The sequence below is a fragment of the Mycobacterium sp. 2YAF39 genome (assembly GCF_052114565.1).
GTDB lineage: Bacteria > Actinomycetota > Actinomycetes > Mycobacteriales > Mycobacteriaceae > Mycobacterium.
In genome coordinates, this window is record NZ_JBFREZ010000003.1 from 449389 (window position 1) to 462227 (window position 12839).

Genomic DNA, 12839 nt, shown 5'->3' on the forward strand with positions numbered 1-12839 from the left:
AGGAGCCGAACATGATCAAGAACGGCACGCGTCTGCAGAGCCAGGTCTGCGACACCCAGGTGATCGTCGTGCGCAGCGCCGACAGCCTCGACGACCTACGCGCGGGTGGAGTCGCCATGGTGCCCCTCGACGCCGAGAAGTCCGCAGACGCCACCCTCGATCCGGCGTTCTCCGAAGGCAACGCGATGGGGAAGCGCTACGTCGACGAGACGGGGGCAGAGGTGCTCGTCACCAAGGCCGGCGCGGGCACACTGTCCGTCGGCACGACCGCACTGTCCCTAAAGGAAGCCAAGCCACTGCCTGCGAGCGACTGATACGTTCGGCCATGTGAAGCCCCGCAGGCTGCTGATTCGGTATGCCGCTGGGCTCACGTTCGCGTATCTGCTGACGACGGCCGAAGTCACCGCGCTCGTCATCTCGCTCACCGGACGCGGCAGAGCAACACCGGCGATAGTGGTCGGCTCCGCAGCGGTGATCATCATCGGGACGCTGATCGTCGCGGTCGGCGCCGTCCGCATCGTCGCTCCGGCAATGCGCTGGCTTGGCGTGCGGGATCCGACCGACGACGAACGCCGGACCGCATTGAAGACCCTTCGCAGGCAGTCGGCGATCACCGCGGCGCCGTGGATCGTCGGAGCCGCCATCATGATTCCGTTGAACCTCGGTGCGCCTGCCGAGCTGCAGGTAGTCGTCGCCTCGGCCATCCTGTTCGGTGCCATCGCCACGATATGCACCGGATTCCTATTCACGCTGCGTACCCTGCGTCCGCTACTGGCAGGTGTGACAAGGGATTTCAGCGAGATCACGCCGAGCACCGCGCCGGGTGTGCGGGCCAGGCTGCTCATCATGTGGGCCGTGTGTACCGCACTGCCCGGCATCGCAATCGCCTGCCTGCTCGTGTTGCGCGCCAACGGATGGATCATCTCGAGGGACACCCCGGTCGAATTGGCCCTGCTGGTGCTCGCACTCGTCGCTGTGGTGCTCGGACTTCGGGCGATGATCCTGGTGTCCATCTCGATATCGGATCCGCTGCGCGAAGTCGTCGACGCGATGGCCGAGGTCGAGCGGGGCATGATCGACAAATCACTGGACGTTTACGAGTGGTCTGAAATCGGGCGGCTGCAAAGTGGATTCAACCGGATGGTCGCCGGACTGCGAGAACGCGAACAGCTGCGCGATCTGTTCGGCCGTCACGTCGGTGAGGAGGTGGTGCGCCGTGCGATCGACGAGAACGAATCACTATCGGGTGACGAACGCAACGTCGCGATCCTGTTCATCGATCTCGTCGGCTCGACGCAACTCGCCGCCACTCACGAGCCCCACGAGGTCGCGGCCGTGCTCAACGAGTTCTTCCGGATGGTCGTCGCCCATGTCGACGAGCACAACGGCCTTGTCAACAAGTTCCAGGGTGACGCGGTGCTCGCCGTCTTCGGCGCACCGCTACGCACCGCAGATCCCGCGTCGGCAGCGCTCGCGACGGCTCGCGCACTCGGCGCCGAACTGAGCAGCCTCCCTGTCGACTTCGGTATCGGCGTCTCAGCCGGCCCGGTCTTCGCAGGCAACATCGGGGCCGAGAACCGCTACGAATACACCGTCGTCGGTGACGCGGTCAACGAAGCTGCCCGACTTGCCGACCTGGCCAAGGACTTCGACGGGCGAGTGCTGTGTTCCGGCGCCGCGTGTGATCAGGCGGCCGAAGCCGAACGCGGACACTGGACCGCGCACGGTTCGGAGGTACTACGCGGCCGGTCGACCGCGACCGCCATCTCCGCACCCACGTCGAAGCCCGCAGGTTAGGCCGACCCCTCAACGGGGAATGCAGACGCATGGCTTCGCTGGCCGCGGAGACGGCGGTTTCTGCCCGGGCACGCATCCGAGCCGGCGAACACACCGGCCCGACGAGTGGCCTCGCGCCCGGGTTCGCGCAGGCCAACCTGGTGATCCTGCCCGCCGGCGAGGCGCTCGACTTCCTGCGATTCTGCGTGCGCAACCCGAAACCGTGCCCGCTGCTCGAGGTGACCGACACCGGGTCACCGCACCCGGCAGGTCTGGCCGCCGACGCCGATCTGCGCACCGACCTGCCCCGCTACCGGGTGTTCCGCGACGGTCAGCTCGTCGACGAACCGACTGATATCGCCGATGTTTGGCGCACCGACCTGGTGTCCTTCCTGTTGGGATGCTCGTTCACGTTCGAATGGGCGTTGGCCGCCGCGGGCGTACCGGTTGCGCACCAGGTGCAGAGCGTCAACGTCCCGATGTACGTCACCAATCAACGCTGTGCCGTGGCAGGTCGGTTCGACGGGCCGTTGGTGGTGTCGATGCGGCCGTTCGCTGCAGCCGATATCCCCCGCGTCGTCGACATCTCGACTCGCTTTCCGGCCATGCACGGCGCACCGGTGCACATCGGCGACCCGACCGAGATCGGGATCGGCGACCTCGCGATACCGGACTTCGGCGATGCGGTCCAGGTGGGTGGCGATGAGGTACCCGTCTTCTGGGCATGCGGCGTGACGCCGCAGGCCGTCGCCATCGAGGCGCGTCCCTCGCTCGCGATTTTCCACGCGCCGGGCCACATGTTCGTCACCGATCGACGCCACAGCGACTTCGACACCCAGGAGGACGGACCATGACCATCCATGAGGCGCCCAACCGGCGACCCGACGCCGACCCGGCTGCGGTCCGGAAAGCGGTGCGCGGCGCGGCAATCGGGAACACCGTCGAGTGGTACGACTTCGCGATCTACAGCACCTTGGCGACATACATCGCCGACCAGTTCTTCCCCTCCGGCGACGAGACAGCCGCGCTGCTCAGCACCTTCGCCGTCTTCGCCGCCGCGTTCTTCATGCGACCGCTCGGTGGGTTCTTCTTCGGGCCGCTTGGTGACCGGATCGGCCGGCAACGAGTGCTCGCCCTGGTCATCATCTTGATGTCGGGATCGACGTTCCTCATCGGCCTGGTGCCGAGCTACGACTCGATCGGCGTGGCCGCACCGCTGCTGCTTTTGCTTCTACGCTGCGTGCAGGGATTCTCGGCCGGCGGTGAATACGGCAGCGGCGCATGCTACTTGGCTGAATTCGCGCCGGACAAGCACCGCGGGTTCGTGGTGTCCTTCCTGGTGTGGTCGGTCGTCGTCGGCTTCCTGCTGGGCTCGCTGACGGTCACCGGACTGGAAACGCTGCTCTCGGAGAGCGCGATGAGCTCCTACGGTTGGCGCATCCCCTTCCTCATCGCGGGCGTGTTGGGAGTGGTCGGCCTCTACATCCGACTGAAGCTCGGGGACACCCCGGAATTCGAGACTCTGCGCGACGAGGGTGAAGTCTCATCCTCGCCGCTGAAGGAGGCGCTGACGACATCGTGGCGGCCGATCCTGCAGATCGCCGGCCTGGTGGTGATCCACAATGTCGGGTTCTATGTCGTCTTCACCTACCTGCCAACGTATTTCACCAAGACACTCGAATTCACCAAGACCAACGCTTTCGTCTCCATCACCATCGCGAGCATCGTCGCGATGATTCTCATCCCGCCACTGGGCGCGCTGTCGGACCGGATCGGTCGAAAACCCTTGCTGATCGCGGGTGCGGTCGGCTTCGTGATTTTCGCCTATCCGTTGTTCATGCTGCTCAACGCCGGATCGCTGGCCGCGGCCATCGCCGCGCACGCGGGCCTGGCTGCGATTGAATCGGTGTTCGTGTCGGCATCACTTGCGGCCGGTGCGGAATTGTTCGCCACGCGGGTGCGCTCCAGCGGCTACTCCATCGGATACAACGTGTCCGTCGCCATCTTCGGCGGCACAGCGCCGTACGTCGCGACCTGGTTGGTGGCTCAGACAGGCAATGAGCTCGCACCCGCCTACTACGTCATCGCCGCAGCGATCATCAGCCTCGCCACCGTGATGACCATGCGGGAGACCGCGGCTCAGCCGTTGCGGCAGAAGGTCCGTGCATAGCTCGCATAACGCGGGCCGGCCGCCTAGGCCTTGGCGAGTTGCTTTTCGGCGTAGATCCGCGCCCATTCCTTGCGCGGCCGGATCGACACGTCGACGTCGGTTGCCTTGGCGCGCAACGCCCCAACGCTGGCCTGCTCCTTCGGGGTACGGGCGAACGGATCCCAGCTGAAGAAGTTGCAGGCGTTCTGCCACGTGATCTTGTTGATGTCGGTGTCATCGGCGCCGGCGCCGTTCAGCTCGGCGAGCACCTGCTCGGGTGCATCAGGCCAGAAGCAGTCCGAGTGCGGGTAGTCGCACTCCCACGCGATGTTGTCGATGCCGATCTCGTGGCGCAGCCTCAGCGACGTCTTGTCGGTGACGTAGCAGGCCAGCGAGTGCTCCCGGAACACGTCACTGGGCAGCTTGTCGCCGAAGTCGCGCCGCAGCCACTTCTGGTTGGTGTAGTGCCGGTCGCTGCGGTCGAGATAGAAGGGGATCCAGCCGATCCCGCCTTCGGAGAAGGCGAACTTGAGGTCCGGATAGTTGCGCATCGCGGGCCCCCACAACAGATCCTGCGCGCACATCGCCGACACCTGGGTGGCCAGAATGATGAGGTTGTCGATCGGCGCATTCGGCGCCATGCTGATCGCCCCGAAGCCGGTACCGATGTGCAGGCACATCACCACGTTCTCTTCCGACAGGGTGGTGAACACCGGACCCCAGTACTCACCGTCGTGGTAGCTCGGAAGACCTTCCAGGTGTGGCAGTTCCGGCATGGTGACCGCGCGGCAGCCCTTCGCGGCCACACGGCGGATCTCGGCGCACATGGCCTCCGGATTCCATGTCGGCAGCACGGCGATCGGGATGAAGCGGTCTGGATAGCTCCCGGCCCACTCGTCGATGTGCCAGTCGTTGTAGGCCGACACCATCACCAGGGTCACGTCTTCGCGGTGCATGTTGAGGTGCCGCGCGGAAAAACCGGTGAAGGTCGGGAAGTTCATCGACGCCAGGATGCCGTTCCGGTTCATGTCCCGGACGCGCTCATGGACGTCGTACACGCCGGGCCGCATCTCGGCGAAACCGGCCGGGTCGCGTCCCCACTCCTCCGCCGGCCAGGACACCACGGCGTTGAGTCCGCTGACGCCCTGCGGCCTGCCCTGGTACATCCACTGGTCAACGCCCTTTTCGTCGGTGACGACGACGGGTGCCTCGGCCTTGTACTTGGCCGGGACGTGGTTGAGGAACATGTCGGGCGGTTCCACGACGTGGTCGTCGATGCTCACCAGGATCAGGTCGTCGGTCTGCATATCCAAGTAGTACCGTCTAGGTTCATGACCGTCTCTGCGCTATCGGACAGAGATTTAGCCCTAACGGCCAACAACCTCCGCCGGGTCATCGAGCTGCGCCGCGGCGGCAGGGCGCTCGGCGGGAGCTATCTGTACGAGGGCGACGGCCTGATCACCGGTTGGCATTCCCACGAGGTGCACCAGATCGAATACGCCTTGCACGGCGTGGTCGAGGTCGAGACCGATTCGGCGCATTACCTGCTGCCGCCTCAACAGGCGGCGTGGATCCCCGCCGGGCTGGAACACCAGGCGGTGATGAACCCGGACGTCAAGACCGTGGCGGTGATGTTCGATCCCGCGCTCGTTGCCGCGCCGGGCGATCGCGCGCGCATCCTCGCGGTGTCCCCGCTGATCCGGGAAATGATGATCTACGCACTGCGGTGGCAGATCGACCGTGCGGACGGTGATGACGAGTCGGACAGCTTCTTTCATACGTTGGCCAACCTGGTGGCCGAGGCACTGGACCATGAAGCGCCGCTGAGCCTGCCGACGTGTGATCATCCGATCGTCGCGGCCGCGATGGCGTTCACCAAGGAACATCTGGACTCGGTGAGCGCCGACGATGTCTCACGGGCGGTATCGGTTTCCGAGCGAACGCTGCGACGCCTGTTCCAGGACACGCTCGGGATGTCTTGGCGGACTTATCTATTACACGCACGAATGCTTCGCGCGATGGCACTGCTGGCCGGTCCGGACCAGTCGGTACAGGACACGGCGTCGGCGGTCGGCTTCGACAGCCTCAGCTCGTTCACACGCGCCTTCAGCCAGTTCTGCGGCGAGACACCCAGTGCCTATCGCAAAAGAGTTGGTGGCGAGCAGGTCTGAGCGGGCCTACGCCTCTTCGTTGCGCGGATGCGGGAAGAGCCCCTCGCGCAGCAGTGTGTTGACGGAGTTCTGCCACCTGTCGAGCTGCTCGGGCGAACTGAACGCGCCTGGGATCTGCCGTTCGACGTGGCCGCGCACGATGAGGGTGCCGACCGCGAGGACGAGCGAATTCAGCGACGCCCAGGTGACGTCGATGTCATCGCGCGCTTCGCCGCTTTCTTTTCGCGCGGTCCACCGCGCCGTGCCGAATGCGGAGAGCGTGTCCCAGATCGTGTTCCCCAACTGGCTGCCGTCGATGAGCGCGCGACCGAAGTAATCCACGACATCGGGATGCTCGAGGAGCAGTGTGGTGACCCTGCTACCCATGTCGGCGATCGAGTCTTTCGCATGCGGCACCGAGACAGGCTGGGCGACCACGGCGATCACCACGCCCATCACGTAGTCGTCGACGGCCTTGATGAGACCGGACTTCGTTTCGAAGTGGTGCTGCACCAAGCCGAGCGAAACGCCGGCGTCGGCTGCTACCGAACGGAGCGAGGTCCCCGCGGCACCCTTCGTCGCGAAGCTCTTCAACGCCGCGTGGCGGATCCGTTCGAGTTTCCTGAGTTCATCGCCACCAAGCCGGTCACGTTCCGTCAGCGCCGTCATCGAGCGGTTAATCCCGTGATCACGACCCCCAGAGTAGACAATACGGATGTATCGTGTCTACCATACAAATGTATTGTTGAGTTAACTGACGAAGGGGTAAACGATTCCCGTGCGCGAGCACCACAGGCAACCAATCGCAGTTACGCAGCTGCGCGGGGTGAATGTGTACGTGAACCCGCCCGTGGTCGGCGAGTCATCGCAGACCCCGTGCAGTCGAGACCCCGATCGATGGACCACCACGGCCGACGAAGGCGCCAAGGCGCTGTGTCGCGCATGCAGTCTTCGGTGGCAGTGCGCCCAGGAAGCCTGTGTGACGCCGGGCGCCGAAGGCGTGTGGGCCGGCATCCTGATCCCCGAGGCGGGGCGCGCACGCCGGTTCGCACTCAAGCAGCTCCGGTCCCTGGCGGAGCAGAACGGATACCCGGTACGAAAGACGGGGTAGCGCGCCGAGTGCAAGGATGATCAGCCATGGCCCGCATGCACGCGCTCGAAACCGCCGACGCCGATTTCCTGGCCTCGGCACCGCACGTCTTCCGCTATCAGAAGCGGTTCGCCGCATCACCTCAAAAGGTCTGGGAGTCGCTCGTTTCCGATGCATCGCTGGCTGCATGGGGCCCGATGATCACCGACGTCACGTGGACAACGCCCCGGCCGTTCGGGGTGGGCACCACGCGGGACGTCACGGCCCCCGGGGGGTCGGTGATGCGGGAGCGCTTCTTCCAATGGGAGGAGGGCCACAGCAAGTCGTTCTACGTCTACGAGTCCGCGCTGCCGCTGTTCAAGCGCTTCGCCGAGCACTACCTCGTTGAGCCCGCGGGAAGCGAGACGCTGTTCACCTGGACGCTCGCGATCGAACCGAAGTCCGCGTTCGCATTGCCGGTCAAGCTGCTCGCACCGGTTCTCAAGGCCGGCTTCGGGCGGATCCCTGCGGGCGGCCAGAAGTACTTCGCATCACGCGGCTGAGGCGTCATTCCAGCGCTCGGCGGCGCTACGATACGGGAACTATCACCTATCGGAGGTCGAACGTTGTGACCTACGCCGGACAGCTCAACCCGTCCCAACAGCGAGCCTGGCTGAGCTACATGCAGGTCTATCACCGGCTGGAATACGAGATGAATCGCCACTTGCAAGCCGAGTGCGGGATGTCGCTCGGCGACTACACGGTGATGAATGCCCTGACAAACGCACCGCGGCGTCGCGCGCAGCTCACCAGCCTGGCGAACACCATCGGCTGGGAACGCAGCAGACTCTCGCACTTCCTGCAGCGGATGAGTAGGCGCGGTTACCTCGAGCGCGTTCCCTCAGAGACCGACGGCCGGGCCACCGACGTAGTACTCACCGACGCGGGCTGGCGCGCCTTTCGCGCTGCGGCACCCAAGCACGCTGCGTGGGTCAAGCAGTTGTTCTTCACCGACCTCAATCGCGGCCAGGAGAAGTCACTGGCCGACATCCTGGCCGCGGTCTACGAATCGATGCTGCGCGGTGGAACGTTGCCGCGACCCGACATCGACGTCCTTGCCCGGCACTCTGCAACTCAGCGCTAGATCTGCCGTTCACCGCCATCGACGAACATCTCGGTTCCGGTCATGAAGCTGCTCTCGTCGGAGGCGAGGAACACCACCGCGGCAGCGATCTCCTCGGGCCGGCCCACTCGGCGCATGGGCACTCGCGACGCCTCCGCGTCCAGCAGCGCCTGCTCCTGGCCACTCGGAGCAAGGCCTTTCAGTCCCGGCGTCTCCACTGGACCCGGCACAATCGTGTTCACCCTGATGCCCTTGTCGGCAAGCTCCGCCGCCCAGGTACGTCCAAGAGATCGGATGGCCGCCTTGGACGCGGCATAGACAGTCATACCGGGATTGCCCCCGTATGCAGCGGTCGATCCGGTCAATACGATCGAGGCCCCGGAGTTGAGCAGGGGCAACACTTTCTGCACGGTGAAGACGATCCCGCCGACGTTGATGTTGAACGTGTTGGTGAACTGTTCGACGGTCACGTCGGGTAGTGCTGCCAGCTCGCCGCCGCCGGCGTTGGCGAATACCACATCCAGACCGCGCCCGTGGGCAGCGATCGCATCGACGACCTTGGCCAGGTCCTCGAGATTCGACACGTCGCTGCGGATTCCGGTTGCTTGCGCACCGATGGTCGCTACCGCGTCATCGAGCGAGCTCTGATTTCGGCCGGTGATGAAGACGTATGCGCCTTCAGCGGCAAACCGCTGCGCTGCGGCAAGGCCGATGCCTGAGCTTCCGCCCGTGACGAGAGCAGTCTTGCCTGTGAGCTGACCCATCGTGTTCTCCCTAGTCTCAAGGTGGACGAATTGCCTTCGCCTCTCAGGTCAAACCAACACGTGACATGTCACGTTATTCCGCAGAGAAATCTCTCCGTCGATCACGGGCGCATCCAATCCTGACGCGTAGCTCTCCTTGACGACTTCGAGGTGCGCCCAGCTCTCGATCGCGTTGACGCCAGGCATCGCACGGACGACGTCCAGCAGTTCGACGAGTTGTGCGGCCGAAAAGGCTCGCACGGTGACGAGCACGTCGAATCGCCCGAGCGTGCGCGCAACGAAGATCACCGACGGCATGGCCACCAGCTGTTCGACGACATCCCGGTGGTCACCTGCCAGGCGTACCCCAAAGCCCATTGCGCTCTGTCGATCCCGCCCAGAATGACGGACGACCGCACCGATCCGGACCACCTGCGATTCGACGAGGCGTACGACGCGCCGCCGCGCGCCCGCGGGCGAAAGCCCAACCACGGCAGCGAGATCGACGTAGGAGGCACGACCGTCGTCCTGCAGCGCTCGCAGCAGCGCAAGGTCGACGGTGTCGACTTCGGTACGCATCTCGCCGACCGGGCCGATCACGTCGCGGACCACCTCGACATAAGTCAGGGTGTCAACGCCGACGACGTTGTCGAGCGCGCGCAGTTCGGCGATCGTGTGGTCGATATCGCGAGCGGAAGCGGCGCGCACCTCGGCGACCAGCCCATGGGCTCCGCTGGTCAGTGACAGGAATGGCACGTCGTCGCGCAACGCGATCTCGGCGGCCAAAGGTGCCGCGGGCCCACTTACGACGAAGCCGACATGTGCGAGCGCAGCCTGACCGATCACCGCGGGATGCACCGCGCCGCGCACGATCACCTGACCGCTGGTGATCAGGCGCTGCACGCGGGCCGCCGACGCCGACCGAGACAAGCCGACTAACCGTGCGATTTCGCGATGAGTGAGGCGCCCGTCGACCTCGAGGAGTTCGACGATTGCCTCGTCGATCTCGTCCATTCAGACCCCTATCGCCAAGGTTTTTCGAAGATTTTTCGGCCAGCACGGCGCTACAGATGCGTCGTGAACCAGCACAATAATGCCCATTATGGAGCGATAGATGCCTTGATACCGGTAAATCGTGACGAATTAACTCCGTGTTACGAACGAACTGCTTGCAGGCGCCAGTGGATGGTCATACAGTGACGCGCACCACACTTCCCCGAGGCGCAAGGACTCCACCATGACCCAGACGATCGGCCCCGTGGATGCCTCGAAGACGCCGCGCTTCGCCGGCTTCGCCTCCTTCGCCCGGCTGCCACGGCTCGATCAGGTGGCATCGGCGGACGTCGTCGTCGCCGGCGTGCCGTTCGACTCGGGCGTCTCTTACCGTCCCGGTGCGCGGTTCGGGCCCACCCACGTGCGGGAGGCCTCGCGACTGCTCCGGCCCTACAACCCGGCGCTCGACGTTTCACCGTTCGATATCGCCCAGGTCGCCGACGCCGGCGATATCGCGGTCAACCCGTTCAACATTCACGAGGCCATCGAGACCATCGAGGCCGCCGCACTGGAACTGACGGCCGACGGCACCAGCCTCGTGACGATCGGCGGCGACCACACGATCGCTCTTCCCCTGCTGCGCGCCGCAGCCAACCGGCACGGCCCGGTCGCGCTCGTGCACTTCGATGCCCACCTTGACACCTGGGACACCTACTTCGGCGCCGAGTACACCCACGGCACCCCGTTCCGGCGCGCGGTCGAGGAAGGCATTGTCGACACCGAGGCGCTGAGTCACGTCGGGACGCGGGGCCCGCTGTACGGCAAGAAGGATCTCGAGGACGACCGCCGTTTCGGTTTCGGCATCGTCACCTCGTCAGACGTCTATCACCAGGGCGTGGTTGAGGTCATCGACAAGCTGCGGCAGCGAGTCGGCGACCGGCCGGTGTACGTCTCCATCGACATCGATGTGCTCGATCCAGCGCATGCACCGGGCACCGGCACACCCGAGGCCGGCGGGATGACGAGCCGCGAGTTGCTCGAGATCCTGCGTGGCTTCCGTGGTTTGAACATCGTCGGCGCCGATGTCGTCGAGGTCTCCCCCGCGTATGACCACGCCGAAATCACCGGCATCGCCGCATCTCACGTCGCCTACGACCTGGTCTCGCTGTTGGCGCTGCGACACGAGGAGGCCGCCGGTGGCTGATCATGTCCGCAACGGCGGCGACGTCGTCGTGGAAACACTTGCTGCACTCGGTGTTTCGCATGTCTTCGGCATCCCGGGTCAGCATGCACTCGGCTTGTTCGACGCCATACGCCGCAGCGATTTGCGGTTTGTCAGCTCGCGGGTGGAGAACAACTCGGCATTCGAGGCCGACGGATATTCACGAGCCACGGGCGAGGTCGGCGTGCTGTTTCTCTCCACCGGTCCCGGTGCGCTGACGGCGTTGGGCGCACTGCAGGAGGCGTACGCGACCGGCGTGCCGCTGATCGTCATCGCCAGCCAGGTTCCGCGTACCGGCCTCGGACTGCGCAAGGGCATGCTGCACCAACTCGACGATCAACAGCGCAGCGCCGTCAATGTCACCAAGAGCACCGCCGTGGCCCGCGAAGCGGCCGAGATCCCCAGTCTGCTCGCCGATGCGTGGGCGCTGGCCCAGTCGGCCCCGGCCGGCCCCACCTGGGTCGAGATCCCCGAGGATGTGCTGCTCGAGGCGACGGGAGTTCCCGAAGTGAAGTCGGTGGTGACGCACATCGCCGAACGACCTGCGCGCCGAGAACTCATCGAAGAGGCTGCGGCCCTGCTCAATTCGGCCCAGCGGCCGGTGATCCTGGCCGGCGGCGGCGTTCGGCGCTCCACCGACGGACCCGGAGCACTCGCCGCCCTCGCGGAACTCCTGGACGCGCCCGTCGTCAGCACCGTCGGCGGTAAAGGCGCCCTGCCCTTTGACCATCCGCTGTCCGCCGCATCCTGGATCGAGGATCGCCACACCACCGAGCTGCTCGAGAACGCCGACGCACTCCTTGCTGTGGGCACGTCGATGGGCGAGGTGACGAGCAACTACTTCACCTTCCGCCCACGCGGCCGCCTCATTCACATCGATGCCGAACCGCGGGTGCTCGAGGCCAACCATCCCGCCCTGGGCATCCACGCCGACGCCGCGCTGGCACTTCAGGCGATCGCGAAGCTGGTGTCCCCGAGGGAGGCGAACACAGGGTCGACGACTGCGGCTGAACTGCGGAAGTCGGTGGAGCGCAGGCTCGCTGAGCAGGATCTTGCCGCCGAGCTGACTCTCATGCGCGATCTGCGCGTCGCGGTCCCGCCCGCCACTGACACGTTCTGGGATATGACGATCGCCGGCTACTGGGCGTGGTCGGCGTGGGATCCGCTCGACGGCGAGTTCCATTCAGCGCAGGGCGCGGGCGGCCTCGGGTTCGCTTACCCGGCGGCGCTCGGCGCGGCGATCGGCTCGGGCCGTCGCACGTTCGCGGTCTCAGGTGACGGCGGCGCCATGTACTCCATCGCCGAGTTGGCGACCGCCCGACAGCACGACGCCGACGCCACCTGGCTCATCGTCGACGACGGCGGCTACGGGATCCTGCGTGAGTACATGACCGGTGCATTCGGCCAAGCCACCGCCACCGAACTCGCGCGGCCCGACTTCGCAGCCTTGGCAGCAAGTTTCGGCATTCCGGCCCATACGGCCACACTCGAAACCGTCGGCCGAATCGTCGCCGAGACGTTCGCGTCCACAGGTCCCGCTGTGGTCGTCCTCCCCACCGTTCTGCGGATGTTTTCTCCCACTCATCTCTCGGCCAACTGAAGAGGAGCATCACC

The 12839-nt window shown here is 65.4% G+C and carries 14 protein-coding genes; 10 read left to right on the forward strand and 4 right to left on the reverse strand.

The window, feature by feature from the left end; all coding sequences use genetic code 11:
• Window positions 1-11: 11 nt before the first annotated feature.
• Genes AB4Z42_RS11565 through AB4Z42_RS11580 form a run of 4 tightly spaced genes read left to right on the forward strand, consistent with a single transcriptional unit; the run spans window position 12 to window position 3946 of the window.
• On the forward strand, window positions 12-314 hold the full coding sequence (locus tag AB4Z42_RS11565; RefSeq protein WP_442009293.1) for a hypothetical protein: 303 nt from the start codon (window positions 12-14) through the stop codon (window positions 312-314).
• Between the two features lie 13 nt (window positions 315-327).
• Entirely contained in the window at window positions 328-1797 is a 1470-nt protein-coding gene (locus AB4Z42_RS11570; RefSeq protein ID WP_442009294.1) for an adenylate/guanylate cyclase domain-containing protein, read from the forward strand.
• 29 nt (window positions 1798-1826) lie between these two features.
• On the forward strand, window positions 1827-2630 hold the full coding sequence (locus AB4Z42_RS11575) for a putative hydro-lyase (protein ID WP_442009295.1): 804 nt from the start codon (window positions 1827-1829) through the stop codon (window positions 2628-2630).
• Entirely contained in the window at window positions 2627-3946 is a 1320-nt protein-coding gene (locus tag AB4Z42_RS11580) for an MFS transporter (protein ID WP_442009296.1), read from the forward strand. The genes AB4Z42_RS11575 and AB4Z42_RS11580 overlap by 4 nt, the downstream gene beginning before the upstream one ends.
• A gap of 23 nt (window positions 3947-3969) precedes the next feature.
• Here AB4Z42_RS11580 and AB4Z42_RS11585 read toward each other — a convergent pair whose 3' ends face one another.
• Window positions 3970-5232, reverse strand: coding sequence for an amidohydrolase family protein (locus AB4Z42_RS11585; protein WP_442009297.1), 1263 nt, complete (start codon window positions 5230-5232; stop codon window positions 3970-3972).
• Window positions 5233-5256: 24 nt separating this feature from the next.
• On the opposite strand from AB4Z42_RS11585, the gene AB4Z42_RS11590 reads away from it, so the two are divergent.
• On the forward strand, window positions 5257-6096 hold the full coding sequence (locus tag AB4Z42_RS11590) for an AraC family transcriptional regulator (protein ID WP_442009298.1): 840 nt from the start codon (window positions 5257-5259) through the stop codon (window positions 6094-6096).
• Window positions 6097-6102: 6 nt separating this feature from the next.
• Here the strand turns inward: AB4Z42_RS11590 and AB4Z42_RS11595 are convergent, their stop codons facing one another.
• Window positions 6103-6744, reverse strand: coding sequence for a TetR/AcrR family transcriptional regulator (locus tag AB4Z42_RS11595; RefSeq protein ID WP_442009299.1), 642 nt, complete (start codon window positions 6742-6744; stop codon window positions 6103-6105).
• Window positions 6745-6913: 169 nt separating this feature from the next.
• Here AB4Z42_RS11595 and AB4Z42_RS11600 point away from each other — a divergent pair, with 169 nt between their 5' ends.
• The 3 genes from AB4Z42_RS11600 (at window position 6914) to AB4Z42_RS11610 (ending at window position 8288) form a co-directional block, all read left to right on the forward strand.
• The gene (locus AB4Z42_RS11600; RefSeq protein WP_442009300.1) at window positions 6914-7186 is read left to right on the forward strand and encodes a WhiB family transcriptional regulator; all 273 of its coding nucleotides are present in this window, start codon (window positions 6914-6916) and stop codon (window positions 7184-7186) included.
• A gap of 26 nt (window positions 7187-7212) precedes the next feature.
• Window positions 7213-7707 (forward strand): SRPBCC family protein, encoded by a 495-nt coding sequence (locus tag AB4Z42_RS11605; protein ID WP_442009301.1) that lies wholly within the window; start codon window positions 7213-7215, stop codon window positions 7705-7707.
• Window positions 7708-7772: 65 nt separating this feature from the next.
• A complete protein-coding gene (locus tag AB4Z42_RS11610) occupies window positions 7773-8288 on the forward strand; it encodes a MarR family winged helix-turn-helix transcriptional regulator (RefSeq protein ID WP_442009302.1) in 516 nt (171 codons plus the stop codon).
• On the opposite strand, the gene AB4Z42_RS11615 is transcribed toward AB4Z42_RS11610, so the two are convergent.
• Together AB4Z42_RS11615 and AB4Z42_RS11620 are read right to left on the reverse strand one after the other, a co-directional pair.
• Window positions 8285-9031 (reverse strand): SDR family oxidoreductase, encoded by a 747-nt coding sequence (locus AB4Z42_RS11615; RefSeq protein ID WP_442009303.1) that lies wholly within the window; start codon window positions 9029-9031, stop codon window positions 8285-8287. The two genes, AB4Z42_RS11610 and AB4Z42_RS11615, sit on opposite strands and share 4 nt — an antisense overlap.
• 48 nt (window positions 9032-9079) lie before the next feature.
• Window positions 9080-10024: an Lrp/AsnC family transcriptional regulator gene (locus AB4Z42_RS11620; RefSeq protein WP_442009304.1), complete on the reverse strand. Its 945-nt coding sequence runs from the start codon at window positions 10022-10024 to the stop codon at window positions 9080-9082.
• Window positions 10025-10247: 223 nt separating this feature from the next.
• Between AB4Z42_RS11620 and speB the strand changes: the two genes are divergently transcribed.
• Both speB and AB4Z42_RS11630 read left to right on the forward strand, forming a co-directional pair.
• Entirely contained in the window at window positions 10248-11207 is a 960-nt protein-coding gene (gene speB, locus AB4Z42_RS11625) for an agmatinase (RefSeq protein ID WP_442009305.1), read from the forward strand.
• Window positions 11200-12825, forward strand: coding sequence for a thiamine pyrophosphate-binding protein (locus AB4Z42_RS11630; RefSeq protein WP_442009306.1), 1626 nt, complete (start codon window positions 11200-11202; stop codon window positions 12823-12825). The genes speB and AB4Z42_RS11630 overlap by 8 nt, the downstream gene beginning before the upstream one ends.
• Window positions 12826-12839: the final 14 nt, after the last annotated feature.

Excerpts from the sequence above, each read along its gene's own strand:
- AB4Z42_RS11565 (WP_442009293.1), top strand. The coding sequence starts at position 12 with ATGATCAAGAACGGCACGCGTCTGCAGAGCCAGGTCTGCGACACCCAG.
- AB4Z42_RS11575 (WP_442009295.1), top strand. The coding sequence starts at position 1,827 with ATGGCTTCGCTGGCCGCGGAGACGGCGGTTTCTGCCCGGGCACGCATC.
- AB4Z42_RS11580 (WP_442009296.1), top strand. The coding sequence starts at position 2,627 with ATGACCATCCATGAGGCGCCCAACCGGCGACCCGACGCCGACCCGGCT.
- AB4Z42_RS11585 (WP_442009297.1), bottom strand. The coding sequence starts at position 5,232 with ATGCAGACCGACGACCTGATCCTGGTGAGCATCGACGACCACGTCGTG.
- AB4Z42_RS11590 (WP_442009298.1), top strand. The coding sequence starts at position 5,257 with ATGACCGTCTCTGCGCTATCGGACAGAGATTTAGCCCTAACGGCCAAC.
- AB4Z42_RS11595 (WP_442009299.1), bottom strand. The coding sequence starts at position 6,744 with ATGACGGCGCTGACGGAACGTGACCGGCTTGGTGGCGATGAACTCAGG.
- AB4Z42_RS11605 (WP_442009301.1), top strand. The coding sequence starts at position 7,213 with ATGGCCCGCATGCACGCGCTCGAAACCGCCGACGCCGATTTCCTGGCC.
- AB4Z42_RS11615 (WP_442009303.1), bottom strand. The coding sequence starts at position 9,031 with ATGGGTCAGCTCACAGGCAAGACTGCTCTCGTCACGGGCGGAAGCTCA.
- AB4Z42_RS11620 (WP_442009304.1), bottom strand. The coding sequence starts at position 10,024 with ATGGACGAGATCGACGAGGCAATCGTCGAACTCCTCGAGGTCGACGGG.
- speB (WP_442009305.1), top strand. The coding sequence starts at position 10,248 with ATGACCCAGACGATCGGCCCCGTGGATGCCTCGAAGACGCCGCGCTTC.